The sequence below is a fragment of the Plantactinospora soyae genome (assembly GCF_014874095.1).
GTDB lineage: Bacteria > Actinomycetota > Actinomycetes > Mycobacteriales > Micromonosporaceae > Plantactinospora > Plantactinospora soyae.
This window is the reverse complement of sequence record NZ_JADBEB010000001.1, coordinates 4,872,453-4,898,516: the sequence shown is the minus strand read 5'-3', so window position 1 is coordinate 4,898,516 and position 26,064 is coordinate 4,872,453. Positions and strand designations below refer to the sequence as shown.

The 26,064-nt window shown below is 72.0% G+C and carries 21 protein-coding genes; 15 read left to right on the top strand and 6 right to left on the bottom strand.

The genetic code is table 11. The annotated features are described in order from the left end of the window. The first annotated feature begins 133 nt into the window (after positions 1–133). A complete protein-coding gene (locus H4W31_RS21760) occupies positions 134–475 on the top strand; it encodes an MmcQ/YjbR family DNA-binding protein (RefSeq protein ID WP_192768334.1) in 342 nt (113 codons plus the stop codon). Here H4W31_RS21760 and H4W31_RS21755 read toward each other — a convergent pair. Next, complete coding sequence (locus H4W31_RS21755; RefSeq protein WP_192772294.1) at positions 469–1,404, bottom strand: LysR family transcriptional regulator; 936 nt, start codon at positions 1,402–1,404, stop codon at positions 469–471. The two genes, H4W31_RS21760 and H4W31_RS21755, sit on opposite strands and share 7 nt — an antisense overlap. Positions 1,405–1,475: 71 nt before the next feature. Between H4W31_RS21755 and H4W31_RS21750 the strand changes: the two genes are divergently transcribed. The 5 genes from H4W31_RS21750 (at position 1,476) to H4W31_RS21730 (ending at position 7,464) form a co-directional block, all read left to right on the top strand. Beyond that, positions 1,476–2,168 carry a succinate dehydrogenase cytochrome b subunit gene (locus tag H4W31_RS21750; protein WP_318783332.1) on the top strand — a complete coding sequence of 231 codons (693 nt, stop codon included), beginning with the start codon at positions 1,476–1,478 and terminating at the stop codon, positions 2,166–2,168. A gap of 2 nt (positions 2,169–2,170) precedes the next feature. Further along, positions 2,171–4,108 carry a fumarate reductase/succinate dehydrogenase flavoprotein subunit gene (locus H4W31_RS21745; protein WP_192768332.1) on the top strand — a complete coding sequence of 646 codons (1,938 nt, stop codon included), beginning with the start codon at positions 2,171–2,173 and terminating at the stop codon, positions 4,106–4,108. Then, positions 4,105–4,866: a succinate dehydrogenase/fumarate reductase iron-sulfur subunit gene (locus H4W31_RS21740; RefSeq protein ID WP_192768331.1), complete on the top strand. Its 762-nt coding sequence runs from the start codon at positions 4,105–4,107 to the stop codon at positions 4,864–4,866. Before H4W31_RS21745 ends, H4W31_RS21740 begins: the two co-directional genes overlap by 4 nt. Before the next feature lie 204 nt (positions 4,867–5,070). Further along, the gene (locus H4W31_RS21735) at positions 5,071–6,090 is read left to right on the top strand and encodes a serine hydrolase (protein ID WP_404825607.1); all 1,020 of its coding nucleotides are present in this window, start codon (positions 5,071–5,073) and stop codon (positions 6,088–6,090) included. A 294-nt stretch (positions 6,091–6,384) separates the two neighbouring features. Then, the gene (locus H4W31_RS21730) at positions 6,385–7,464 is read left to right on the top strand and encodes an MBL fold metallo-hydrolase (protein ID WP_192772292.1); all 1,080 of its coding nucleotides are present in this window, start codon (positions 6,385–6,387) and stop codon (positions 7,462–7,464) included. An 18-nt stretch (positions 7,465–7,482) separates the two neighbouring features. Here the strand turns inward: H4W31_RS21730 and H4W31_RS21725 are convergent, their stop codons facing one another. Continuing rightward, complete coding sequence (locus H4W31_RS21725) at positions 7,483–8,970, bottom strand: APC family permease (RefSeq protein ID WP_192768330.1); 1,488 nt, start codon at positions 8,968–8,970, stop codon at positions 7,483–7,485. Between the two features lie 213 nt (positions 8,971–9,183). Here H4W31_RS21725 and H4W31_RS21720 point away from each other — a divergent pair, with 213 nt between their 5' ends. Beyond that, positions 9,184–9,843 carry a GOLPH3/VPS74 family protein gene (locus H4W31_RS21720; RefSeq protein ID WP_192768329.1) on the top strand — a complete coding sequence of 220 codons (660 nt, stop codon included), beginning with the start codon at positions 9,184–9,186 and terminating at the stop codon, positions 9,841–9,843. 174 nt (positions 9,844–10,017) lie between these two features. Further along, on the top strand, positions 10,018–12,531 hold the full coding sequence (locus tag H4W31_RS21715) for a Tex family protein (protein WP_318783330.1): 2,514 nt from the start codon (positions 10,018–10,020) through the stop codon (positions 12,529–12,531). Positions 12,532–12,601: 70 nt separating this feature from the next. Here the strand turns inward: H4W31_RS21715 and H4W31_RS21710 are convergent, their stop codons facing one another. Continuing rightward, positions 12,602–13,624: a DUF389 domain-containing protein gene (locus H4W31_RS21710; RefSeq protein WP_192768328.1), complete on the bottom strand. Its 1,023-nt coding sequence runs from the start codon at positions 13,622–13,624 to the stop codon at positions 12,602–12,604. 143 nt (positions 13,625–13,767) lie between these two features. Beyond that, positions 13,768–13,944: a hypothetical protein gene (locus H4W31_RS21705; RefSeq protein ID WP_192768327.1), complete on the bottom strand. Its 177-nt coding sequence runs from the start codon at positions 13,942–13,944 to the stop codon at positions 13,768–13,770. Between the two features lie 158 nt (positions 13,945–14,102). Between H4W31_RS21705 and H4W31_RS21700 the strand changes: the two genes are divergently transcribed. The 7 genes from H4W31_RS21700 to H4W31_RS21670 all read left to right on the top strand — a co-directional run bounded on the left by H4W31_RS21700 (position 14,103) and on the right by H4W31_RS21670 (position 23,363). Continuing rightward, positions 14,103–14,816, top strand: a complete 714-nt coding sequence (locus H4W31_RS21700; protein WP_192768326.1) for a response regulator transcription factor — start codon at positions 14,103–14,105, stop codon at positions 14,814–14,816. Further along, a complete protein-coding gene (locus H4W31_RS21695) occupies positions 14,813–16,453 on the top strand; it encodes a sensor histidine kinase (RefSeq protein WP_192768325.1) in 1,641 nt (546 codons plus the stop codon). The genes H4W31_RS21700 and H4W31_RS21695 overlap by 4 nt, the downstream gene beginning before the upstream one ends. A 255-nt stretch (positions 16,454–16,708) precedes the next feature. Next, positions 16,709–17,842 (top strand): DegT/DnrJ/EryC1/StrS family aminotransferase, encoded by a 1,134-nt coding sequence (locus H4W31_RS21690; protein ID WP_192768324.1) that lies wholly within the window; start codon positions 16,709–16,711, stop codon positions 17,840–17,842. A gap of 17 nt (positions 17,843–17,859) precedes the next feature. After that, positions 17,860–18,636, top strand: a complete 777-nt coding sequence (locus H4W31_RS21685; protein ID WP_318783329.1) for a sugar transferase — start codon at positions 17,860–17,862, stop codon at positions 18,634–18,636. Continuing rightward, positions 18,633–19,280, top strand: coding sequence for an acetyltransferase (locus H4W31_RS21680; protein ID WP_192768323.1), 648 nt, complete (start codon positions 18,633–18,635; stop codon positions 19,278–19,280). Before H4W31_RS21685 ends, H4W31_RS21680 begins: the two co-directional genes overlap by 4 nt. A gap of 88 nt (positions 19,281–19,368) precedes the next feature. Beyond that, positions 19,369–21,705, top strand: a complete 2,337-nt coding sequence (locus H4W31_RS21675; RefSeq protein WP_192768322.1) for a glycosyltransferase — start codon at positions 19,369–19,371, stop codon at positions 21,703–21,705. Continuing rightward, entirely contained in the window at positions 21,702–23,363 is a 1,662-nt protein-coding gene (locus H4W31_RS21670) for an O-antigen polymerase (RefSeq protein WP_192768321.1), read from the top strand. Before H4W31_RS21675 ends, H4W31_RS21670 begins: the two co-directional genes overlap by 4 nt. Before the next feature lie 209 nt (positions 23,364–23,572). Here the strand turns inward: H4W31_RS21670 and H4W31_RS21665 are convergent, their stop codons facing one another. Both H4W31_RS21665 and H4W31_RS21660 read right to left on the bottom strand, forming a co-directional pair. Then, positions 23,573–24,700, bottom strand: coding sequence for an NAD-dependent epimerase/dehydratase family protein (locus H4W31_RS21665; RefSeq protein WP_192768320.1), 1,128 nt, complete (start codon positions 24,698–24,700; stop codon positions 23,573–23,575). Further along, on the bottom strand, positions 24,700–26,043 hold the full coding sequence (locus H4W31_RS21660; protein ID WP_318783328.1) for a nucleotide sugar dehydrogenase: 1,344 nt from the start codon (positions 26,041–26,043) through the stop codon (positions 24,700–24,702). The genes H4W31_RS21665 and H4W31_RS21660 overlap by 1 nt, the downstream gene beginning before the upstream one ends. Between the last annotated feature and the right edge of the window lie 21 nt (positions 26,044–26,064).

Here is a 26,064-nt window from a genome sequence, read left to right as displayed (position 1 = left end):
CCTCAGTACCGTCACGGCAGGGCTGCGTGTCGACGGCCGCCGACACGATCTCGCCCAGTGTCGAACGTCAAGCGGACTTGAGGTCAATACGTCGCCGACGAAAGCCGTCGGTCCCCCGCACTAGCGTGTGGGCATGGTTACCGTCGCCGAGGTACGAGCGCTGGCCCGTACGCTGCCGCGAACCACCGAGCACCTGATCCGCGACCGGGTGAAGTTCCGGGTCGGCTCCATCGTGTACGTCGCCTTCTCCCGGGACGAGTCGACGATGGGCTTCGGGTACCCGAAGGAGGAACGTGCCGCGCTCATCGCCGCCGAGCCGGACCTGTTCCTCCTGCCTCCCACCGCCGACCTGCGCTTCAACTGGGTGTGCTGCCATCTCGACCGGCTCGACCACGGGCACATGACCGAGTTGGTGAGCGAGGCGTGGCGGATGGTCGTACCCCGGTTTCTCGCCCGGCAGCGACTGGGTCAGTAGGGCGTCACTCCGGCGGGCAGGGTCGAGTTCTCGGCGGCGGTGCGGACGTAGTCCAGCAGGATCCGCCGGAACGCCCGCGCCGCGTGGGTCGGCTCCACCTCCCGCCGTCGGGCCAGCGCGATCGTCCGGTGCACCCCGGGCGGGGCCAGCGGGGTGACCCAGAGTCGGGGACGGCGGGCCACCACGATGCCCGGCACCAGGGCCACGCCCAGTCCCGCCTCCACGAAGCTGAGTACGGCGTCCATCTCGCCGCCGTCCACCGCCAGCGACGGCTCGAAGCCCGCCTCCCGGCAGGCCCGGATGGTGGCGTCGCGCAGGTCGTAGCCCTGTCGGAACATCACCAGCGGCTGGTCGCGCAGGTCGCTCAGCCGTACCGTGCCGGTCGGGTCGGTCATCGGCAACGGGTTGAGCGAGGCCACCACCAGGTTGTCCCGGAGGATCGGCTCGGCCCGCAGCGCGGGGTCGGGCCCGTGCCCGGGCTGGATGATCAACGCCAGGTCGAGTTCACCGCGCAACAGGTCGCGGACGAGGTCCTGGGAGCCGCTCTCCTCGACCCGCAGGTCGACGTTCGGATGGGCGTCCCGGAACCGGCGCAGCACCGCCGGGGCCAGCGAGGTGGCCAGGCTGGGGGTGGCGCCGAGCCGGACCCGGCCCCGACGTACCCCGACGAGTTCCTGGACCTCCCGCCGGGCGGTGTCGACATCGGCGAGGATCCGTCTGGCGAGCGGCAGCAGCACCTCCCCGGCCGCCGTCAGGCCGATGTTGCCCCGGATCCGTTCGAAGAGCGGGGCACCGAGGTCCGCCTCCAGGACGTGAATCTGCTTACTCAACGACGGCTGGGTGATGCCGACAATGTCCGCCGCATGGGTGAAATGCCGGGTTTCTGCCACCGCCACGAAGTACTTCAACTGATGGAGCTGCACCTGAATAGCTTACGGCTATCAACACTGAGCCTTCGATGCATTGGACGACTAATCAGAGGTCTCCTAGCGTTTATCGGGTGACAGCAGCGGTAGGTACGCGGTCGCCGATCCGATCCAGCATCGGCCTGAAAGCCGTTATGGCGGTGACGGGCATCCTCCTGGTGCTCTTCCTCATCGCGCACATGCTCGGCAACCTCAAGATCTTCGTCGGCCCCACGTCGTTCGACCACTACGCGCACTGGCTGCGGACGATCGGCTCCCCCGTACTGCCGGACACCTGGTACCTGTGGATCCAGCGATCGGTGCTCGGCATCGCCCTGGTGGCGCACATCTGGTCGGCCACCGTCCTGGCCCGGCGGGCCCGGGCCGCCCGGCCGGTCCGGTACGCGCACCGCCCCAAGGTGCAGGGCAGCTACGCGGCCCGGACGATGCGCTGGGGCGGCGTGATCATCGCGCTGTTCGTCGTCTACCACCTGCTGGACCTGACCACCGGTGACCTGAACCCGGTCGGCGACCCGCGCCGGCCGTACGCGAACGTCGCCGCCGACTTCGCACCCGAGCGCTGGTACGTGACCCTGTTCTACGCCGTCGCGATCGTGACGCTCGGCTTCCACCTGCGGCACGGGCTGTTCAGCGCGTTCCGCAGCCTCGGCCAGCAGACCCCCCGGGGCGAGCGCCGGGCCCGGGCCGTCGCGCTCGGCTTCAGCGTCGCCCTCTGCGCTGGCTACCTGGTCGTTCCCTTCGCCGTGATCGCCGGATTGGTGCGCTGACTATGGAACTCTTCAGCTATGGCGAGCCGATCGCCGACCGCAAGGCCCCGGACGGGCCGATCGAGACCCGCTGGCAGCGCCGCCGGTTCGGCGCCAAGCTGGTCAACCCGGCCAACCGGCGCAAGCTCACGGTGATCGTGGTCGGTACCGGGCTGGCCGGCGGCTCGGCCGCCGCCACGCTCGGCGAGCTGGGCTACCGGGTCAAGTCCTACTGCTACCAGGACAGCCCGCGCCGGGCCCACTCCATCGCCGCCCAGGGCGGCATCAACGCGGCCAAGAACTACCGCAACGACGGCGACTCGATCCAGCGGCTCTTCTACGACACCGTCAAGGGCGGCGACTTCCGGTCCCGGGAGTCGAACGTACGCCGGCTCGCCGAGGTGTCGGTCGAGATCATCGACCAGGCCGTGGCCCAGGGCGTTCCGTTCGCCCGGGAGTACGGCGGACTGCTCGACACCCGCTCGTTCGGCGGCGCCCAGGTGCAGCGGACCTTCTACGCCCGAGGCCAGACCGGCCAGCAGTTGCTGCTCGGGGCGTACCAGGCGTTGGAGCGGCAGATCGGGCTGGGCCGGGTGGAGATGTACAGCCGGCACGAGATGCTGGAACTGATCGTGGTCGACGGCCGGGCCCGGGGCATCGTGGTCCGGGACCTGGTCAGCGGCGAGATAACCACCGAGTACGCCGACGCCGTCGTGCTCGCCTCCGGCGGCTACGGCAACGTCTTCTACCTCTCCACCAACGCCAAGGGCTGCAACGTGACCGCCACCTGGCGGGCACACCGCAAGGGTGCGCTGTTCGCCAACCCCTGCTACACGCAGATCCACCCGACCTGCATCCCGGTCTCCGGCGACCACCAGTCGAAGCTGACCCTGATGAGCGAGTCGCTGCGCAACGACGGCCGGGTCTGGGTGCCGCAGCGGGCCGGCGACGACCGGTCGCCCCGGGAGATCCCGGAGGACGAGCGGGACTACTTCCTGGAGCGGATGTACCCGTCCTTCGGCAATCTGGTCCCCCGGGACATCGCCTCCCGTGCGGCCAAGGGGGTCTGCGACTCCGGCCGGGGCGTCGGCGCGACCGGGCTCGGCGTCTACCTCGACTTCGCCGACGCGATCGACCGACTCGGCCGGTCCACCATCGCCGACCGGTACGGCAACCTCTTCGAGATGTACCAGCGGATCACCGGCGAGGACCCGTACGAGGTACCGATGCGGATCTACCCGGCGGTGCACTACACGATGGGCGGCCTCTGGGTCGACTACGACCTCGAGTCCACCATCCCGGGGCTGTTCGTCATCGGTGAGGCGAACTTCTCCGACCACGGCGCCAACCGGCTCGGCGCCTCGGCTCTGATGCAGGGGCTGGCCGACGGCTACTTCGTCCTACCCAGCACCATCGCCGACTACCTCTCCGCCGGCCCGTTCGCGCCGCTCTCCGACGACCATCCGGAGGTGGCGGCGGCCCGGAACGACGTCGCCGACCGGCTGGCCCGGCTGCTCGCGGTCGACGGCGACCGGACCGTCGACTCGTTCCACCGTGAACTGGGCCAGATCATGTGGGACCACTGTGGAATGGAACGGAGCGACGCCGGACTGCGCAAGGCACTGGCCGAGATCCGCAGTCTCCGCGAGCAGTTCTGGCAGCGGGTGAAGGTGCCCGGCGACGGCGAGGGACTCAACCAGGCGCTGGAGAAGGCCGGCCGGGTCGCCGACTTCTTCGAACTGGCCGAGCTGATGTGCGTCGACGCGCTGCACCGTACCGAGTCGGCCGGCGGGCACTTCCGGGCGGAGAGCCAGACCCCCGAGGGCGAGGCACAGCGCGACGACGACCACTTCAGCTACGTGGCGGCCTGGGAGTTCACCGGCGCCGACCGCCCACCGGTACTGCACAAGGAAGACCTGGACTTCGAGTACGTACACCCCACCCAGCGGAGCTACAAGTGAACCTCACCCTGCGGATCTGGCGGCAGTCCGGGCCGGACGACTCCGGTCGGATGGTGAGTTACCCCGTACCGGACGTCTCCCCCGACATGTCGTTCCTGGAGATGCTGGACGTGCTCAACGAACGGCTCACCCTCGACGGCGAGGAGCCGGTGGCCTTCGACCACGACTGCCGGGAGGGGATCTGCGGCGCCTGCGGCATGGTCATCAACGGCGTCGCGCACGGGCCGGAGCGGGCCACCACGGCCTGCCAGCTCCACATGCGACACTTCTCCGACGGCCAGACGATCGACATCGAACCCTGGCGGGCCAAGGCGTTCCCGGTGGTCAAGGACCTGGTCGTGGACCGGACCGCCTTCGACCAGATCATCGCCGCCGGCGGCTACATCACCGCGCCGGCCGGCAGTGCCCCGGAGGCGCACGCCCAACTGGTCCGCAAGTCGGACGCGGACGCGGCCTTCGAGTCGGCCGCCTGCATCGGCTGCGGTGCCTGCGTCGCGGCCTGCCCGAACGGCTCGGCGATGCTGTTCACCGCCGCGAAGGTGACCCATCTGAGCCTGATGCCGCAGGGCCAGCCGGAGCGTTCCACCCGGGTCGTCGGGATGGTCGACGCGCACGACGCGGCCGGATTCGGCGGCTGCACCAACATCGGCGAGTGCACGGCCGTCTGTCCGAAGGGGATCCCGTTGACCAGCATCGGACGGCTGAACCGCGACTATCTGGGGGCCATCCGCGACCGCGACGGCGCTCCGGGCACCTGACCCTCCCGATCCACCGGCGGCGGTACCCAGTCGATACACCGCCGCGCCCCTCGACCCAGTCGGCCGACCTGCGCGGCTACCCGGACCGATCCGGACTCGCCTATTGTTACCGGTCGGCAAGCCGCAACTCTGGCAACCGCGGCGTGGGCAGCGACCCACGCCGGACGCCGGTAGGCGGAACGACCTCTGAGGGGAGAGATCGACGTGGGAAGCACGCTGAATCGCAGGACCGCACTGGGTATCGGCACCGTTGCCACCGCAGGCGTGGTACTCGGAGCCGCCGGCCCGGCGATGGCCGCACCGAGCACCGGAGGAGGGGCCGTGGAAGACTCCCGGTACCGGGGGAACCAGGTCGCGGCGATCTACCGGCGGGAGAAGGAACGGGCCGGTGGCACCTGGTACACGTACCTGAGCGTGGCCAGCGGGACCGGGCCCACCCCGACGCCCGCCGTCCGGGAGAACGCCGACACGGTGGTCGAGGCGTACAGCGTCAACAAGATCGCGGTCGCCACCGCCGTACTCGACAAGGTCGACCGGGGCCTGCTCAGCCTGGACCAGCGGGTGGACGTCACCTCGGCGATCGTGGTGCCGGGCGGGGACGGCATCTTCAGCCTGGACGGCGCGTACCCCAGCTCGGTGACCCTGGGACACGCGCTCGCCGCGCTGCTCACGGTCTCGGACGACACCGCCGTCCGGCTCTGCGGGCTGGTCTGCCCGGCCGCCGAACTCAACCAGATCCTGGTCGCCAAGGGCTTCCCGAAGACCCAGGTCGAGCCGGTCGCCAACCCGAACCGGTTCTTCCTCGGCACCAGCACCGCCCGGGAGACCCACGACCTGCTCCAGGCGCTGGTCCGGGGCACCCTGCTCTCGGCGACCTCGACCACCTTCCTGCTGAACCAGTTGCGTGCCCCGATCGCGTTCACCGACGGCATCCGCCGCACCATGTCCTCGGCCGAGCGGGCCCGGATCGCGACCAAGGCGGGCTGGTTCGGCAACGCCCGCCACGAGGCCGGGCTGATCTTCGATCCGGCCGGCGCCCCGGTGCTGACCTACGTCCTGTTCGCCGACGGGCAGGCCGACCCGGACAACTTCGGCGCCACCCACCCGGCGGTGCAGGCCCGCGCCGCGATGGGACCGGGCTTCCTCGCTGCGGTGGACGGGCTGCGCAACACGTCCGTTCCGGCCCGGAAGGCCACCACGTACCGGCCGACCAACGGCGGCTGAGCCAGCCGAGCCCCCGGCCAGCCGAGCCGAGCGCCCGGCCAGTCGAGCCTCCCGCCGGCCGAGCCGAGCACCCGGCCAGTCGAGCCTCCCGCCGGCCGAGCCGAGCACCCGGCCAGCCGAGTCGAGCATCCGGCGACGGCGCCGGGCGGAGGTGGAGAGGTCGGCACCGGCTCCGGCGTACCCTCGCAGAAGACGAGGGGGCGACGGCCGATGCGTACGGAACCAGAACGGGGCGGGTTCTCCGCGCCGAGCGCCCGCGCCCGCCGTCGGCGGCGGGCGCTCGGCGCTCTCGCGATGGCCGGGCTCGCCGTGGCGGCCTGGGCGGTCCGGGACGTGCCCGCCGCCCTCGGGCGGCTCCCCGGCGGCGCCCGGGCCGACCGGGTACGCCGCTCCCCCCAGTTCCGTGCCGGAGCGTTCCGGAATCCGGTCGACACCCGCACCATGGTGCCCGGCACCGGCCGCGAAATGCTCCGCGACCTGGTCCTCGGCGGCCAGCCCCGACGGCCGGCCGGCAGCATTCCGGTGATCGTCCCGGGCGCCGCCCCGCCGGCGTCGGCGCCGGCCGGCGAGCTCGGGGTGATCTGGTACGGCCACGCGTCCGCCCTGATCGAGATCGAGGGCCGTCGGGTGCTGCTCGACCCGGTCTGGAGCGACCGGTGCTCGCCATCGGCCCGACTGGGTCCCCGGCGGCTGCACCCGGTGCCGGTACCGCTGGACCGACTTCCCCGGCTGGACGCCATCGTGATCTCACACGACCACTACGACCACCTGGACATGGCGACGGTACGCGCGCTGCGCCACGGTCAGTCGGCACCGTTCCTGGTGCCCCTCGGCGTCGGCGCCCACCTGGAACGCTGGGGCGTGCCGCCGCACCGGATCGTCGAGTTGGACTGGACCGAACGGGCGACCGTGGCCGGGTTGGACTTCACCGTGGCCCCGGCCCGGCACTTCTCCGGACGCGGGCTCGTCCGGGACCGTACCCTCTGGGGCTCCTGGGTGATCTCCGGCCGGCACCGCCGGGTGTTCTGCTCCGGCGACTCCGGCTACTTCGCCGGCTACGCGGAGATCGGGGCCAGGTACGGCCCGTTCGACGCCACGCTGATGCAGATCGGCGCCTACGCCGTGGCCTGGCCGAACATCCACATGGTGCCCGAGGAGGCGATCACCGCGCACCTTGACCTGCGCGGCGACCTCCTCATTCCGGTGCACTGGGGGACCTTCACCCTCGCCCCGCACGCCTGGACCGATCCGGTCGACCGGCTGTGGCGGGAGGCGAAGGCCCGGGGCGTACGGCTGGCGGTGCCGCGCCCCGGTGAGCGGGTGGTGGTGGACCAGCCGCCCCCGGTGGACGCTTGGTGGCAGGCGCTCGGCTGACCCGAGCGGGTGGATCCGTCAGCGGTTCACGGCGACTTCGGCCTCCTCCTCGGTGGCCGTCCGCTCGGCCGCGCCCCGGCCGACGGCCGCGTAGACGGTCGGCCGGGTCGAGCGGAGCACCAGTCCCCAGGCGAGTCCGGCCAGTCCGGCGACCACGGTGACTCCCGGCAGCAGCCAGGCCAGGTAGCGGGGGCTGCCCGGAGCGAGCAGCGCGTCGAAGTTGACCACCAGCACCAGCAGTACGGCGAAGAGCAGCACGGTGGCCAGGGCCGGGGCGACCAGCCGCTGCCACGTGTTGACCTCGCCCTCCGGGCGGCGCCGGAAGAAGCCCACCACCGCGGCCGAGGTCAGCGTCATCAGCAGCACCACACCCACCGCCGAGACGCCGCTGAGCCAGGTGAACAGGTCGACCACCGGATCCCGATCGGCCAGTACGAAGGCGACCACCACCCCGAGCGCCAGGACCGACTGGGTCAGTGAACCGGTCACGGGTGCACCGGTCCTGACCCCGGTGCGATCGAGGTACGCGGGCAGCACCCGCTCCCGGCCCAGCGCGAACAGGTACCGGGCCACTCCGTTGTGGAAGGAGAGCAGGGCGGCGAGTACCGAGGTGACGAAGAGCAGGTAGACGACGTCCGAGACCGTCGTACCGGCGTGTTCGGCGAGGATGCCGAAGACCACCTCCGGACCGGCCCCGGCCGAGGCGGCCTGCGCGTTCTCCGGCCCGGTCGCCACGGTCAACGCCCAGGCGGACAGCGCGTAGAACCCACCGGTGAAGGCGACCGCGATGTAGGTCGCCCGGGCCACCGTACGACGCGGGTCCCTGACCTCCTCGCTGTAGATGGCACCGGACTCGAGCCCGGTGAAGGAGGCGATTCCCAGCGCGAGTACGGCACCCAGTCCGGCGGCGAAGAGGTTGCCCGGATCCAGGCCGGCGAGGCTGACGCTGCCGCCCGCCGGGTTGCCCAGGGACACCACGTCGAAGACGACGACCGCGAGACATTCGAGGAGCAGCAGCACCGCGAGGACGGTGGCGTTGAGGTCGACCTGCAGGATGCCCAGTGCCCCGACCACCAGCAGACCGATCAGCGCCCACACCCACCACGCCTGCTCGACGCCGAACTTCGTGGCCATGAAGTCGCCGACGACGGCGCCGAACAACCCGTACAGGCCGATCTGGATGGCGTTGTACGCGGCCAGCGCGACGAACGAACCGGAGACGCCGGCAGCCCGCCCGAGCCCGCCCGCGATGTACGCGTAGAACGCCCCGGCATTGCTGACAAACCGGCTCATCGCGGCGTAGCCGACTGCGAACACGGCCAGGATCCCCGCCAGCAGGACGTAGGACAACGCGGCGCCGACGTTGCCACTGACCGCGTACATCGTGGTCACGCCACCGCCGAGCACGGTCAGCGGGGCGGACGCCGCGACCGTGAAGAAGACGAGATGCACCGTGCCCAGCCGTCCCCAGCGCAGGCCGGTATCCGAAGCGGAACTGGCTGACATATATCTCGGTCTCCCTCGGTAAGGGGACGAAAAGGGACTCGGGCGACACCGGAGAGGGTATGGGCGACCACGCCGCGCGACAAGAGATCGACGCATCACAGTATCGAACACGCAGGGCAGGGGCGGGTTGAACGGACAGTGCTCATGCCGTACCGTCCTGCATCGACACTGAGCGGTGACCGACCCGGCACGCCGGCCGGCCGAGGATGATGGATGACCAACAACGCGGGCTCCCCCACCGAGCGGCTTGCCGACGACCTGTTCCTCATCGCGCACGACGACTACAGCGGCAAACCGCTCGCGGCGGCGATCCTGGTGAACGCCGCACTCGCGGGCGCGCTGCTCGGAGAGCTTCTGTTCGACGGGCGGATCACGCTCGCCCGCTCCCACGTCTACGTCTCGGACGACCGGGCCTGGCGCGAGCCGGTGACCGATCGGGTGCTGGGCGAGATGGTACGTCGCGGCGACGGGCATCCGGCCCGCTCGTGGTTGGAGTTCCTCGCGCCCCGGGTCCGGGAGCACGTCGGCGACCGGCTGGTGAGCGCCGGTGCGGTACGCCGGATGACCGGGCGCGGACTGAGCCTCCGCATGACGGTGCGCTGGCCCGGGCTGGACCCGAACCGGGTGGCCCGACCCCGGGTACGCCTCAACGCCATCCTGGAACGCTCCGAACAACCGCTGGACCCGCGCACCGCCACGCTGGCCGGACTGGTCCGGGCCGCCGGCCTGGTCCGGGCGCTGCTGCCCACCAACCGGGCGATCGTGCTGGACCGGATCGCCGCCAGCCGACGGCTCCTGCCGGCCGAGCTGGCCGAACTGCTCAACGCGGTCGACGCGACCGTCGCCTCCACCGCGCTGGCCGTCCGCCGCTGACCGGGTCCCACCACGACGATCTGTAGCAGCTTCGGCGGTCGTCCCGCAGGGCCGGCGCGGTCCGGGTGGCGGCCGGGACCGGGTGCGGCAGAATGCAGTCCGGCACCCATCCGGGATCCCCGGGGTACCGGTGGGTGCGCCGGCGGAACCCAGTGGAGAAGGCGGATCAGGATCGTGACAACCTCTGCGCAGCCGCGCTCGGTGGACCAGCGGATCGCCGAGGAGCTCGGCGTACACGAGCGGCAGGTGCGGGCCGCGGTGGAGCTGCTCGACGGTGGGTCGACCGTGCCGTTCATCGCCCGATACCGCAAGGAGGTCACCGAGTCGCTCGACGACTCCCAGCTGCGCACACTGGAGGAGCGGCTGCGCTACCTGCGGGAGCTGGAGGAGCGCCGGGCGGCGGTGCTGGAGTCGATCCGGACCCAGGGCAAGCTGGACGACGCGCTCGAGGCGCAGATCATGGCGGCCGACTCGAAGGCCCGGCTGGAGGACATCTACCTGCCGTACAAGCCGAAGCGCCGGACCAAGGCCCAGATCGCCCGGGAGGCCGGATTGGAGCCGCTGGCCGAGACGCTGCTCGGCGACCCGTCGCAGGACCCCCGGACCCTCGCCGCCGGGTTCGTCAACCCGGACGCCGGGGTGGCCGACGCCACCGGCGCGCTGGACGGTGCCCGGTCCATCCTGGTCGAGCGGTTCGCCGAGGACGCCGACCTGATCGGCACGCTCCGGGAGCGGATGTGGTCGCGGGGCCGGCTGGTGTCCCGGGTACGCGACGGCCAGCAGGACGCCGGCGCCAAGTTCGCCGACTACTTCGACTTCGCCGAGCCGTACACCCGGCTGCCCTCGCACCGGATCCTGGCGATGTTCCGGGGCGAGAAGGAGGGCATGCTCGACCTCACGCTGGACCCGGAGGAGGCGTCCGCGCCCGAGGACGCACCGGTCGGCCCGAGCCGCTACGAGCAGGAGATCGCCGCCCGCTTCGACGTCACCGACCGGGGCCGGCCGGCCGACCGCTGGCTGCTCGACACGGTGCGGTGGGCCTGGCGTACCCGGATCCTGATCCATCTGGGCGCGGACCTGCGGATGCGGCTGTGGCAGGCGGCGGAGGACGAGGCGGTCCGGGTCTTCGCGACCAACCTGCGTGACCTGCTGCTCGCCGCGCCGGCCGGTACCCGGTCGACGATGGGGCTGGACCCGGGGCTGCGGACCGGGGTGAAGGTGGCGGTGGTCGACGGCACCGGCAAGGTGGTGGCGACCGACACCATCTATCCGCACGAGCCGCGCCGACAGTGGGACGCCTCGATCGACACACTGGCCCGGCTGGCCCGGGCCCACCAGGTCGACCTGGTCGCGATCGGCAACGGCACCGCCTCCCGGGAGACCGACAAGCTGGCCGCCGAGCTGATCAAGCGGCACGCGGACCTGAATCTGACCAAGGTCGTGGTGTCCGAGGCCGGTGCCTCCGTCTACTCCGCCTCCGAGTACGCCTCCCAGGAACTGCCCGGGATGGACGTCTCGCTGCGCGGAGCCGTGTCGATCGCCCGCCGGTTGCAGGACCCGCTCGCCGAACTGGTCAAGATCGACCCTCGGTCGATCGGTGTCGGCCAGTACCAGCACGACCTGTCCGAGGTGAAGTTGTCCCGCTCGCTCGACGCCGTGGTCGAGGACTGCGTCAACGCCGTCGGGGTGGACGTGAACACCGCGTCGGCACCGCTGCTGACCCGGGTCTCCGGGATCGGCGCCGGCCTGGCCGAGAACATCGTCCTGCACCGGGACGCCAACGGCCCGTTCCGGACCCGCCGGGCGCTCAAGGAGGTCGCCCGGCTCGGCCCGAAGGCCTTCGAGCAGTGCGCCGGCTTCCTGCGCATCCCCGGCGGCGACGACCCGCTGGACGCGTCCAGCGTGCACCCCGAGGCGTACCCGGTGGTCCGGCGGATCCTGGCCAGCACCGGTGGCGACCTCTCGGTGCTGATCGGCAAGGCCACCGTGCTCCGGGCGCTCAAGCCCAGCGAGTACGTCGACGACACCTTCGGCCTGCCGACCGTCACCGACATCCTCCGGGAACTGGAGAAGCCGGGCCGGGACCCGCGACCGGCGTTCCGGACCGCGACCTTCGCCGAGGGCGTGGAGAAGATCGGCGACCTGCAACCGGGGATGCTGCTGGAGGGCGTGGTCACCAACGTGGCCGCGTTCGGCGCGTTCGTGGACGTCGGGGTGCACCAGGACGGTCTGGTACACGTCTCGGCGATGTCCCGGACCTTCGTCAAGGACCCGCGTGACGTGGTCAAGTCCGGCGACGTGGTCCGGGTCAAGGTGCTGGACGTGGACGTACCGCGCAAGCGGATCTCGCTCACCCTCCGGTTGGAGGACGAGGCCGAGCCGCGCCCGCCACGGGACCGGACCGGCGGACCCCGGGACGGCCAGCCGCGCGACGGCCAGCCGCGGCAGGGACGCGGTGGCCAGGGCACCGGCCGACCGGGCGGTGGCGGTGGCGGCGCGGGCGGACGCTCCGGCGGCGGCCAGGGCGGCGGGCGTTCCGGCGGTGGTCAGGGCAGCGGACGTTCCGGCGGTGGTCAGGGCGGTGGACGTTCCGGCGGCGGCCAGGGCGGTGGGTTCGGTGGCGGCGCCCTGGCCGACGCGCTGCGCCGGGCCGGCCTGGACAAGGGACTCGACGGGTCCGGCCGGTAACACCTCCGGTACCCCTCACGCGGGTGCCACGACCGTCCGGCGATCGTGGCACCCGCCGGTACGTCGTCGGCTACCCGGCCGTACGGTCCGGCGCGGCGGCCTCGGTTTCGGCCACGGCCGCCCGCCGGGGTGCCAGCCTGAAGCGCCCGACGCGGATCGCGCCCGACCAGCGTGCGGTGACCCGCTCCCACCACAGCCGCTGCACCAGCAGCGTCAGCACCCCCGCGACCACGATCGCGCAGAGGTTGATCAGCAACTGGACGACGGAACCGACCGCCTCGGGAAAGACGCCGTAGGCGAGCGCGACCGCCACGTTCGCCGCCGCCGGCACGGTGGTGACCGAGATCAGCACGCCGACCAGCGAACCGGACCGGTTCGAGGTGACCGACAGCATCCCGGCCACCCCGGCCAGGAAGCCGACCACCCAGGAGAGCGCGTCGGGCCGCCAGATGAAGTCGGTCACCGGCCGCTCGGCGAGCAGCATCGACTTGTCGATCAGGCCGGCACCGTCCAGCGCCCAGGTGCTGAGCACGGTCAGCGCGATCGCGATCGGGAACCCGACCCCCAGGGCCAGAACGGACCGCCGGACGACCTGACGCCGCCACCGGACCAGCGCCACGCTCAGCGCGGCGAGCGGCCCGAACTCCGGGCCGACCACCATGGCGCCGATGATCAGGATCGGCTGGTCGAGCAGCACCGCGATGCCGGCGATCACGGTGGCCAGGGTGAGCAGCAGCAGGTACGTCGCGGAGAGCCGGGTCTCCTCACCGGTCTTCTGCGCGATCTCGTCCCAGACCACGGCGTCCGTACCCAGGCCCGGGGCGGCCCGCGCGGCCCGGTCCGCCGAGGCCGAGAGGGTGATGTCCACCCCGTCCCCGACGACTCCCCCGGACTTGTCCACGCCGAGCGTCCGCAGCGCCGCCAGCACCTCGTCGGCGCCCTCCCGGACGACATCGCAGAGCACCACGTCACCCCGGGGCGAACGGGCGGCGCCGGGCAGCACGATGACGTGTGTCACTGCGGGGTCGGCGGAGAGCATGTCCACCACCGCCGTGGAACGGTCGGTCGGCGCGATGATCCTCAGGTGCAGCACGGGCACCGTCCTCCAGCCGACCAGCACGGCGTGGGCTGGTCGGCGAAGACTCTAACCAGGTTCCCGGGCGTCCGCGCGCCTGAGGGTTCCCGGGCGTCCGCCCGCCTAAGGGTTCCGGGGCGTCCGCCCGCCGCCGGGGCGGGTTACGCCGCCGCCGGGCCGTACCCGTCCGGTGTTCCGGTCCGCAGTCCGGCCGCCGCGTCGGCCCGGCGCACCGCCAGGATCTCCCGGATGCGGCGCCGCGCGGCCCGGCTCCGGGCCTGGGCACCGTCGCCGGTCCGCCCGACCGCGCCGAGCACGATCAATCTCCGCTCTTCCATGCCGACACGGTAGGGACGCGGATATGTGGAAGCTGTGAAGGAATGGTGCCTGCTGGGTGCAGATAGCCGTCTGACGGCTTTCCGACCCGGTCTTCATCACTTTTTCACCGGTCGGCGGCTCTAATCGAACGCGCTCGAAGCAGGCAGAATGGGGAATCATGAGCGCGCGGATACTGGTCGCCGAGGACGACCCGAAGCAGGCCAATCTGGTCCGGGTCTACCTCGAACGGGAAGGTCACAGCGTGCTCGTCGTCGGCGACGGCCGGGCGGCGCTGGAGCAGTGCCGGTCCCGCCGTCCCGATCTGGTGATCCTCGACGTGATGATGCCGGTGGTGGACGGGCTCGACGTCTGCCGGATCCTGCGGGCCGAGTCCACCCTGCCGATCCTGCTGCTCACCGCCCGGACGACCGAGGACGACGTACTGCTGGGTCTGGACATCGGGGCCGACGACTACCTCACCAAGCCGTACAGTCCGCGTGAGCTGGCCGCCCGGGTGCGGGCCCTGCTGCGCCGGGCCGGCGTACTGAGTGCGGGCAATCAGGCGGTGCTGCGGGTGGGCGACCTGGAGGTCGACCCCGGCCGGTTCGAGGTACGGATCGACGGGCGCCTGATCACCCTGACCGCGAAGGAGTTCGGCATCCTCGAGGTGCTGGCCGGCGAGCCGGGACGGGCGTTCACCCGGGCACAGATCATCGACCGGGCCTTCGGTTTCGACCACTACGTGCTCGAACGGACCGTCGACGCGCACGTGATGAACCTGCGCCGCAAGATCGAGATCGATCCCGCCGAGCCGCGCTACGTACAGACCGTGTTCGGGCGCGGCTACCGGCTGGCCGAGTCGGCCGCCGACGGGGCGGACCTGCCGGCGTGAGCTTCCGGTTCCGGGTGCTCGCCCTGGTCATGCTCGTCGCGGTCAGCGCGACCGCCGCCACCCTCTGGCTGGTCCTGCGGCAGGCCTCGCAGCAGATCGACGCCTCCGCCGTCCCCGGTTCGACGCTCGACCAGATCACCGGGCAGCTCGTCGAGTACGGCAGCCGGCACGGCACCTGGGAGGGCGTCCGGGACGTCGTCGTGCGGTTGGGTAAGCAGACCGGGCAACGGATCCACCTGGTCTCGGCGTCCGGCTGGGTCCTCGTGGACACCGATCGCGAGGCGAATCCGGACCGGGCGACCAGGCGTCTCGGCACGGTGGTCAGGCCCGTCAACCCCCGGCCGACCCTGGACCTGTCCGCGGCGGGCGGCGACGCGCTGGGGGTCACCGCCAAACAGCTCCACGCGTACCGGACCGGGATACGGTACGCGGCCTGCCTGACCCGCAACGGCATCGAGGTCGTCCAGATGCCGGGCGCGTACGGCGTCCCGACCTACGACATCGCCCCGGACACGTCCCCGAACTTCCGGGTCGTCCAGGGCTGTCAGGACCAGGCGCACGAGTCCCCGCAGGCGTACCGGGCGGACGAGAACCAACTGGCCAGCTGCATCACCTCGGCGGATACCCAGGCGACGAACTACTGCCTGGCCGAGGCGTTCAACGCCGGAATCGCCGGGGTGGCCCCCGAGCCGGCCCAGGTCATCATCGGGGTCGGCGAGGAGGGTGGACCGGGTCTCGTCGTCGGTCCACTGCTGGCCGCGGCGGCCGGGGTGGCCGCGGTGGCCATCATCGCGACCGCCCTGCTCAGTCATCGGGTGCTGCGGCCGATCGGCATCCTCACCACGGCATCGCAGCGGCTCGGCCGGGGCGACCTGAGCAGCCGGGTACCGGTCCGGGGCAACGACGAACTCGCCACGCTGGCCCGCTCCTTCAACCGGATGGCCGACTCACTGCAACGCGGCGAGGAACGTCAGCGCCGGCTGGTCGCCGATGTCGCCCACGAGCTGCGTACCCCGCTGGCGAACCTGCGCGGTTATCTGGAGGCGCTCTCCGACGGCGTGATCGAGCCCGACCCCGAGCTGTTCGCCTCGCTGCACGAGGAGGCGGTCCTGCAACAGCGCATCGTCGACGACCTCCAGGAACTCGCGCTGGCCGAGGCCGGGAGCCTGGCCTACCACCGGACCCCCGTCGACCTGGCGGAACTGCTGGAGACCTGCCGTACCGCCCACGGGGCCGGCGCCGACACCGCCGGGGTATCGCTGACCGTCACCGCCACCCCGGTGACCGTGTACGCCGATCCCGACCGGCTCCGGCAGGTGCTGGGCAACCTGATCACGAACGCGCTCCGCGCCACCGCCCCGGGTGGGCGGGTGACGCTCACGCTGGTACGCGAGGCCGGCTCCGCCGTCGTACGGATCGTCGACACCGGCTCGGGAATCGCCCCCGACGCGTTGCCGCACGTCTTCGACCGGTTCTGGCGGGCCGACTCGGCACGCGGCCGGCAGACCGGAGGCAGCGGGCTGGGCCTGGCCATCGTCCGGCAGATCCTGACCGACCACGGTGGATCGATCACCGTCACCAGCCAGCTCGGCGTGGGTACCGCCTTCACCCTCACCCTGCCCGTCACCGCCGGCTGAAGGCTCGCCCGCCCGGTCCCCACCAGCCAGAACACCGGGCCGGGATCGGGCCGGAATTGAGCCGGGCCGGCGGGCAACCCGTCAGGGTAGCGGGATCATCTGCCGTCATGGGCGGATATCACTTACATCGTGCGCTGTAGCCGAATTCTCTGTGACATCACCGGAAAACGCCGGTCAGCGCCGTTAGAGCGGTAGTTGGACCCGCAGAACCTTTTGAACCCTTTTCATGGTTTTCATCCTCGGAGCCGCCACCCGATGACAGCCCAGATACTGCTGTCGCCCCCCGACGTGGGGGCGCTGGAGGAGTCGTACGTCCTGCGGGCGATCCGTTCCGGTTGGATCGCACCGGCCGGTCCGGACCTCGTCGCGTTCGAGCAGGAGATCGCCGAACGCACCGGCACCCGGTACGCGGTGGCGGTGAACTCGGGAACGGCCGCCCTGCACCTCGCGCTGCTGACCCTCGGCGCCGGGCCCGGTCAGGTGGTCGTGGTACCCACCCTGACCTTCGCCGCGACGGCCAACGCCGTGACCTACACCGGCGCCGAACCGGTCTTCGTGGACTGCGATCCGGCCACCGGAAACATCGACGTCGAACTGCTGGCGGACCTGCTCCACCGGCTGACCGCCGCCGGCGAGCGGATCGCCGCCGTGATCCCGGTCGACATGTTCGGCGCCTGCGCGGACTACGACACGCTGCTTCCGCTGTGCGCGGCGGCCCAGGTGCCGGTGGTCGAGGACGCGGCGGAGGCGCTCGGCGCGACGTACCGGGGACGACCGGCGGGGTCGTTCGGCCGGGTCGCCGCCCTCTCCTTCAACGGCAACAAGATCATCACCACCTCCGGCGGCGGAATGCTGGTCTCCGACGACGCCGCGCTGATCGAGCGGTGCCGCTACCTGTCGACCCAGGCCCGTCAGCCCGTACCGCACTACGAACACACCGACATCGGCTACAACTACCGGCTCAGCAACCTGCTCGCCGCCCTCGGCCGGGCCCAGCTGAGCCGGTTGGACGAGATGATGGCGCGCCGCCGGGACCTGCGGGAACGGTACGCGAAGCTGTTCGCCGCGACGCCCGGCGTACGCCTGCTCGGCGACGGCGATCCCGGGTCGAACTGCTGGCTCACCATCGTCGTGGTCGACCCGGCCCGAGCCGGCTGGCGCGCCGACGAGCTCGCCGCCCACCTCGCGGAACGGCAGATCGAGACCCGACCGGTCTGGAAACCGATGCACCTGCAACCCGTCTTCGACACGGCCCGCACCGCCCTGACCGGTGCCGCCGCGCGCCTGTTCGACCAGGGGCTCACCCTGCCCAGCGGCTCCGCCCTGACCGAGACACAGATCGGCCGGGTCCTCGACGCCACCGCGCAGTTCCTGGAGACCCACCGGTGACCGAGCGGGGAGGTCACGTGACCGAGCGGAGCACGGGCACCATCCGCCAGGACGCGTACGACATCCGGCCGGGCACCGCCGACCGACAGCCCGGCCCCGGCGACCCGGTCGGCACCGACGGCCGGCCCTGGTACGACCGGACCAAGCGCCTTTTCGACATCGTGCTGGCGGTCCTGCTGCTCGTCGTCGCCTCGCCGGCCATGCTCGCGATCGCCGTCGTCGTCGCGGCGACGCTGGGCCGGCCGGTGCTGTTCCGGCAGGTCCGGCCGGGCCGGCACGGCGAACTGTTCGAGCTGGTCAAGTTCCGGACCATGCGCCCGGTCGACGTCGCGGGCGGCGCGGTGACCGACGGCGACCGGCTGACCCGGCTGGGCCGCCGGCTCCGGGCCACCAGCATGGACGAGTTGCCGACGCTCTGGAACGTCCTGCGCGGTCAGATGAGTCTGGTGGGGCCGCGTCCGCTGCTCGTCGACTATCTCGACCGGTACACCCCGGCACAGGCGCGCCGCCACGAGGTGCGGCCCGGCATCACCGGACTGGCCCAGGTCAGGGGCCGCAACGCGATGCCCTTTCCGGAGCGCTTCACGCACGACGTGTGGTACGTCGACAATCGCAGCCTCCGGGTGGACCTGCACATCCTCGCCGAGACCGTCGGTGCCGTACTGCGCCGACGCGGCATCACGGCACCGGGCAGCCCCACCGCGCCGGAGTTCCTCGGCGGCACCGGAGTACCGGGGCAGGGTGGTGCCGCCCATGACGTACCGGGCCGTCCCGCGGACTGGCGGACCGGATGATCCTGGACGTCGTTCTCGTCGGCTGCGGCGGCCACGGCCGTGAGGCCCTCGACATCATCCGAGCCATCAACACGGCGTCGAGTACCGGTCCACGATGGCGGGTACGCGGCTTCATCGACGACCGCCCCTCGGAGGTCAACCACAAGCGGCTGCAACGGTTGGCGGTGCCGTACCTCGGCACGGTCGAGTGGTTGCGGGAGGCCGGTCCGGAGACGCACGTCGTACTCGGGCTCGGCGACCCCCGGGTCCGGCGCGCGGTCGGGCAGCGGGTCGACGGGTACGGGTTGCCGTTCGCGAGCCTGGTGCACCCCGCCGCCGTGGTCGGCCCGGACACCGTTGCCGGAGACGGCCTGGTCGTCTTCGCGGGTGCGCGGGTGACCACCAACGTGACCCTCGGCCGGCACGTGCACCTGAACCAGAACTCGACCGTCGCACACGACTGTGTGCTGGCGGACTACGTCTCGGTCAATCCCCTCGCCGCGGTCTCTGGAGAGTGCCAGCTCCAGGCCGGCGTACTTATCGGTGCCGGTGCCGTCGTGCTCCAGGGGCTCCGGATCGGCGCGGACGCCACCGTCGGCGCGAGCGCCTGTGTCGTCCGGGACGTGCCGGCCGGCACCGTGGTCAAGGGAGTACCGGCGAGGTGACCCCGGCCGTGGTCGCTCCGGCACCCGCCGGGCGCCCGGACCCGACCACGCCGCAGCGGAGCCGCCCAGGAAAGAGAGGGGACCACAAGTGGTGGAACGACTGCGGGTCGCGGTCCTACTGAAGACCAACGATGGTGGAATGTGGATTCTGCCCCAGGTGACGGAGCTGCGTAGCCGTGGCCACGAGGTCGTCGTCGTGCTGCCGCCGGGCCCCGGTCGGTTGACGGCGGAGCTGACCCGGCGCGGATTCGACGTACGCGAATCGCCGTTCGACTTTCGGTTCCGGCCGGGCGTCGCGACGCTGCGGGGGCTGTGGCGGCTCCGCCGGCTCCTCGGCCGGCTCCGGCCCGACGTGCTGCACTACCACCTGTACGCCTCGGCGCTCGCTGCCCGGTTCGGCACCCTGGGGCTGCCGGTACGCCGGGTGCACATGGTCGCCGGGCCGCTGTTCCTCGAGTCGCCGCTGATCCGACCGGTCGAGCGTCTGCTGTGGCGCCTGGACCATGCCACCATCTGCGGCACCGCACACACCTCGGGGCTCTACGGCGCGCTCGGCTGCCCGCCCGCCCGCCGGCCGGTGGCCACCTACGGCGTCGACCCGGCCCACTTCGCCGTGGCCCACTCGGTGGACGAGGTCCGGCCCGGCACCCCCGACGTCCCCACTCGGGACGAGGAGCGGGCCAAGGCCCGAGCCGAACTCGGGGTCGACTCCGACGCCTTCCTCGTTGTCATGATCGCCTACGTCTACCCGCCGAAGCGACTGGCCCACAACGGACGGGCGATCAAGGGGCATGACGTGCTCCTCACCGCCTGGCAGACCTTCCGGGCCGGACATCCCCGGGCCCATCTGCTGCTGGTCGGTGGCGGTTGGGGCGCCGCCGGCGAGGCACACCGCCGCGAACTCGTCCACCGGTTCGGTGTCGACACGGATCCGAGCGTGACCTGGCTCGAATCGGTCGCCGACGTACGCCCCTGCCACCGGGCCGCCGACCTGAGCGTCAGCCCGTCCCTGTCCGAGGGGCACGGTGCCGCCGTCGAGGCGAGCGCGATGGGCGTACCCAGCATCGTCAGCGACGCCGGCGGGTTGCCCGAGACCGTCGACGGGTCGTCCGGCTGGATCGTGCCCCGGGGCGACGCGCCGGCGCTGGCCAGCGCGCTCCAGGCGGCATACCGCGAGTTCGGGACGGGGCGACTGGCCGAGCGGGGCGAGCAGGCCCGGCTCCGCGCCGTCCGGCTCTTCGACAACCGGGCCTCGGCGGTCCGGGTCGCCGACGTCATCGAGCATGTCGCCCGGGACGGCGCCGGGAAGTTCCCGGACCGGGCCCTCCGGGTGGCTCACGTGATCGGCAGCCTGGACCGCGGCGGCGCCGAGACGGTGACCCTGGACATCTGCCGTTCGGTGCCGTCCGCCGAGGTCGAGCAGGTCTTTCTCACCCTCGCCGGCCGGGAGGGGCGGCTGGTCGGCGAGTTCCGGGCCGCCGGCGCCGTGGTACGGCAGTGCCCGCTCCGGCCGGCCCGGTCCTTCGGGCCGCGACTGTTCGGGGCCCTGCGGGCGGTCCGGCCCGACATCGTCGTCTCACACGTCAGCCTGGTCAGCGCGGCCATCCTCCTGGTGGCCCGGGCCGCCCGGGTACCGGTCCGGGTGGCCCGGATGTGGAGCGAGGGTGACGGCCGGCCCGACACCCGGACCCAACGGGCCCGGCGGGCCATGCTGCGGCAACTGCTCCGGCACACCGCCACCGACATCGTCGGGGTGACCTCGGCGGCGCTCGACCTCGCCGGGCCCCGCGCCGGCGACACCCGCTACCGGGTGCTCTACAACAGCGTCTCCACCGACCGGGTCGACGGCTGGCAGCGCGAGCCGGCGCGACGGCGGTGGAACCTGCCGGCCGAGGCGCCGGTGCTGGTGCACATCGGCCGGGCCGCCTCGGCGAAGAACCGCCCGTTCCTGGTCGACGTGCACCGGGCCGTCCGGCTGGAGTTGCCGGACGCGCGACTGCTCGCCGTCGGGCCGGGCGGTGTCGACGACATCGTCACCGCCTATCCCGACGCCGCGTACGACCCGTACGTCGTACTGGGTGGTGAGACCGAGGAGATCGCCTCGGTGCTGGCCGCCGCCGACGTGCTGGTGCTGCCCTCCCGGCGGGAGGGCCTGCCCGGCGTGGTGCTGGAGGCCCTGGCTGCCGGCGTCCCGGTGGTGGCGACGGACCTGCCGTGCCTGCGGGAACTCGCTTCCCATCTGCACGGGCTCACCCTGTTGCCACTGTCGGCCGGGGCGCGCCGCTGGGCGGAGGCCGCGACGGGGCAGGCCGGGATGGATGCGGCCGGACGGCGGCAGATCAGCCGGAGCCTGCGGTCGTCGCCGTTCGTCCTGGAACACGCGGTACGGGAGTGGAAGACGTTGTGGCGGGCGGGTGCGCGGTGACCCGGACTCCGTACCTCGCGTCGACCACACCGGCGAACAGGGCCACGCCGACCACCGAACCGGTTCCGGACGGCGGCGCACCCTCGGACACCACGCCGGCACGGATCGCCCTGATCGGTCCCGGGCTGGGTGCCGAGGCCGCCAGTTGGGCGATGTCCGCACTCCTGGTGACGTCGGCCAGCACGATCCTGGCGCTCCTCGATCCGCGCCTGCGGCACTGGTTCCTGATTCCTGTGACGGTGTGCGGCGTGCTGATCGGCATCGACGCGGTCGAATGGGTCCGGCGACGGCGTGACATCTTCGATCCGCAGGCGATCCTGGGACTGCTGGGCATGCACTTCTTCTACCTGGCGCCGATCCTCAACGTCATGCTCGACCACTGGCCCCGGCACCTCGTCGGGCCACCCGACTGGCGGGCCGCCCTCGGCACGATGGCGCTGCTGAACGTCCTCGGCCTCTGCCTCTACCGCGTCGTCCTGGGCTTCCGGGACCGGCCGCCGCCCCGGACCCGGCGGGCCTCCCGGTTCGACGAGCGGGCCTTCTACCGGGTCGGCCTCGTCGCGGTGCTGGTGAGCGTGCTGGCCTTCTGCGGCGAGGTCGTGATGTTCGGCGGGATATCGGGATACCTGAGCACGATGACCGGTGAGTCGGACCGGGTCGAGTTGGCCGGGCTCGGTTGGCTGCTCATCCTCGGCGAGGCCTTCCCGATGATCGTCTTCGCGCTCGTGCTCGTACGATGGCGGAGCTGGCTGGCCGAACACCGCTGGGCCATCCTCCTGCTGCTGGTCGGCCTGGCGCTGATGCAGTTCTTCGTGGGCGGGCTGCGGGGAAGCCGGAGCAACACCATCTGGCCCGTCCTGATCGGCCTGACCCTGATCCACCTCCTCGTCGTCCGGGTCTCCAGACGGGCCATGTTCGTCTTCATACTGGTGCTCGGCCTCTTCGTCTACACGTACGGCCTCTACAAGTCGGCCGGGCTGGAGGTGCTCGACGCCGCCCGGGGCACCCGCAGTGTCGAGGACATCTCGTCGGAGACGGGCCGGGATGTACCCTCGCTACTGCTCGGGGACCTTTCCAGGGCGGACATCCAGGCCCTGGTGCTCGACCGGCAACTCCGGGGCAACTCCGAGCTCGCGTACGGGGTCACCTATCTGGGCGACGTCTCGTTCCTCGTACCCGGTGCCGTCCTGCCCGAGCGCCCCAGGGACAAGGTGGCGGCCGGCACCGACCTGCTCTTCGGGCCGGGGGCGTACGAGTCGGGGATCCGGGCCAGCCGGGTCTACGGCCTCACCGGAGAGGCCATCATGAACTTCGGGCCGGCCGGCGGGGTGGTCTCCTTCGCCCTGCTGGGAGTGCTCGTCCGGTTCAGCCGGCGGCACTACGCCCGGGCCCGGCAGCAACGGTCGATCAGCACGACGCTGCTGGCGCCGATGGCACTGGTGTGCGCGTTCCTGCCCACCGCCGACCTCGACAACAACACCTGGTTCCTGCTCAAGTACGTTCTACCGCTCGCCGCGGTGGTGTGGCTGGCCCGGCAGGGCCGGTCCGCCAGCAGGGCACTCCGTTCCGGGCCCCCCACGGAAAGCCCCAGGACGGCCCGTACCCGCCCGGTACCCGCGGCCGAGGCCTGGCCGCTACCGGATCTGTCCCGCCGCTGACCTCCGGCGTCCGGGGTACGAAGCCTTCCCGCCGGCCCGGCCGGTCCCGCATCCCCCGGGGCGGCAGTGTCGACCGCGCACGCCCTCGGCCCCGGAACCGGTCCCGCTGCCTCCGGCACGGGCCGTGGCGTCGACCGCGCACGCCCTCGGCCCCGGAACCCGATGCCATCGTGGGCAGGGGGTTCCGGGGCCGAGGCGGCGTCGCTTCCTCAGATGTCGCGACGATGAGCGCCGACCGGCGCGTCGACGGACGGAGCACCGCCGACCGGGGCATCACCGCCGGACCGGGCATCGCCGGGCGGAGCACCGCCGACAGGCGGGCCAGCGCCGGACGGGATGGCGCCGGGCGGGATGGCGCCGGACGGAACGACGGTGGACGCCTGCCACTGCCGGTACCAGTCGAAGGTGCGCCGCACCCCCTCGGCCAGTGGCACGGCCGGCTCGAACCCGGTCAACCGGCGGAGCAGGCCGAGGTCGGGACAGCGCCGGTTGACCGAGCCGCGCGGCGCCGGCAGCGGCTGCACCACCGGACTCACCCCGGCGATCCGCAGCACCAGGCCCGCCAGCTCGCCGATGCTCGTGTGGGCGGTGTCGTTTCCGATGTGGACGATCCGACCGGCCGCCTCGGGACAGTCCATCAGCCGGAGCATCGCCTCGACCGCGTCGTCGACGTAACAGAACGCCCGGTACTGGTCGAAGCCCCACACCCGGAACGGATCCTCCCCGCCCAACGCGCGCATCGCCAGCTCCGGTACGACGTGGTCGGTACCCATCCGTGGGCCGTAGACGTTGTGGAACCGGCCGATCACCGCCGGACAGCCCTTGGTCCGGGCGGCGTGTACGAAGGCCACCTCGCCGAGGAGCTTGCTGATCGCGTACGCGAACCGGGGCGAGGTCACGTCGGTGATCATCACGGGTACGTCCTCGGCGGTCGGCACCGGCACGATGCCGGCGTCCACCCCGCCGGCGTACACCTCGCTGGTGGAACTGAAGAACACCCGCTCGCCGGGGGCGATCCAGTCCAGCAGGTGCAGCGCGGTGAGGGTGTTGACCCGGACCACCCGGGCCGGGTCGGCCTCGACGTTGCGAACCCCGACGACCGCGGCCAGCAGGTAGATCTGGTCCCACCCCCGGGGCAGCGCGGCCCAGGCGGCCGGGCTGGTCAGGTCGGCGGAGTGGATGTCCACCGCCGGGTGCTGGCGCAGCGCGGCCAGTTGCCGGTCGTCCCGGCCCCGGGAGAAGTCGTCGACGACGGTCACCCGGTGCCCGTCGGCGACCAGTCGGTCGGCGAGATGCTTGCCGATGAAGCCGGCGCCGCCGAGGACGAGTGCCCGCATCAGACCCGGCCCTCCGAGAGGTCCCGGTCCGGCCGGGCGATGCCGGCCGGTTCCGGCAGGTAGCCGATGCCGGCGTAGCGGACCCCGGCGGCCCTGATCGCCCGCTCGTCGAGGATCCGCCAGGAGTCGTAGATCAGCACCGGTCGCCGGGCAGCGAGCACGGTCCCGATCTCGATCGCCCGGTAGTCGGGATGATCGTTGATCACGAGTACGGCGTCGGACTCGACGAACGCCTTGTCGAGGCTGGTCGGGTCGCCGCCGTGGTTCCGGATCACGTCGTCGGTGACCATCGGGTCGTGGCCGAGCACCACCAGGCCCGCCTCGCGGAACACGGCCATCATCGCCGCGATCGGGGTGCCCCGCATGTCGTCGGTCGGCGGCCACCCCTTGTAGGCCCACCCCAGTACGGCCAACCGGGCCCCCACGGTCGCCCCGCGCTCCTGCCGGATCAGTTCCACCACCCGGGTGGCGACGTGCACCGGCAGGTACTCGTTGAGTCGCCGGGCCGCGCCGACCAGGAACGGCCCGGGGACACCGGCACTCTCGATCATCAGGTACGGGTCCTTGGAGAGGCAGCCGCCGCCGACGTACCCGGGCCGGCTCAGGTCCGGCCGGGGATAGTCCAGGTTCGCCGCACCGATCACCTCCAGCGGGTCGAGCCGGTGCCGCTCGGCGATCAGGGCCAGCTCGTTGCCGAACGAGTAGATCAGGTCGGTGTGGCAGTTGTTCGCCAGCTTGACCAGCTCGGCCGCCTCCAGACTGGAGACCGGCACCACCTGGGTGGCCAGTCCGCCGAAGAACGCCAGCCCCGCCTCCCGGCTCGGCTCGTCCAGCCCGCCGACGACCTGCGGCAGCTCGACCAGTTCGCGCAGCGCCTGCCCCTGGATGGTCCGCTCCGGCGCCATCACCAGCCGGGCCCGGCCCCAGCCGGCGAGAAGCGGCGGCAGCACCACCGCGCGGCTCGTTCCGACCGGCACCGTGCTGCGGACCACCACCAGCGTCTCCGGTCCACACCACCGTGCCACCTGCTCGGCGGCGGCGGCCAGGTTGCCCAGGTTGGGCCGGTACGCCTGGTCGTCGACCGGCGTGGAGACGCAGAGCACCGCGACGTCGACGTCCGGCGGCAGCGTGCTGTCCACCTGCAGGGACCGTCCGATGTGCTCGGCCAACACCTCGGCGATGCCGGGCTCGAAGATGTGCACCCGGCCCTCGCGCAACGACTCCAGCACCTGCGGCTGCGCGTCGACCCCGAACACCTGGTAGCCCTTGCGGGCCAGCGAGGCGGCGAGGGTCAGGCCGACATAGCCGAGCCCGACGACGCCAATCTTCCGGTACAAAACCACTGCCTCCTTGCGAAACGGTGG

Coding starts and splice junctions, on each gene's coding strand:
- H4W31_RS21725 (WP_192768330.1), bottom strand. CDS start 8,970: ATGTCAGCCAGTTCCGCTTCGGATACCGGCCTGCGCTGGGGACGGCTG.
- H4W31_RS21760 (WP_192768334.1), top strand. CDS start 134: ATGGTTACCGTCGCCGAGGTACGAGCGCTGGCCCGTACGCTGCCGCGA.
- H4W31_RS21730 (WP_192772292.1), top strand. CDS start 6,385: ATGGCCGGGCTCGCCGTGGCGGCCTGGGCGGTCCGGGACGTGCCCGCC.
- H4W31_RS21700 (WP_192768326.1), top strand. CDS start 14,103: ATGAGCGCGCGGATACTGGTCGCCGAGGACGACCCGAAGCAGGCCAAT.
- H4W31_RS21665 (WP_192768320.1), bottom strand. CDS start 24,700: ATGCGGGCACTCGTCCTCGGCGGCGCCGGCTTCATCGGCAAGCATCTC.
- H4W31_RS21690 (WP_192768324.1), top strand. CDS start 16,709: ATGACAGCCCAGATACTGCTGTCGCCCCCCGACGTGGGGGCGCTGGAG.
- H4W31_RS21745 (WP_192768332.1), top strand. CDS start 2,171: ATGGAACTCTTCAGCTATGGCGAGCCGATCGCCGACCGCAAGGCCCCG.
- H4W31_RS21705 (WP_192768327.1), bottom strand. CDS start 13,944: ATGGAAGAGCGGAGATTGATCGTGCTCGGCGCGGTCGGGCGGACCGGC.
- H4W31_RS21720 (WP_192768329.1), top strand. CDS start 9,184: ATGACCAACAACGCGGGCTCCCCCACCGAGCGGCTTGCCGACGACCTG.
- H4W31_RS21680 (WP_192768323.1), top strand. CDS start 18,633: ATGATCCTGGACGTCGTTCTCGTCGGCTGCGGCGGCCACGGCCGTGAG.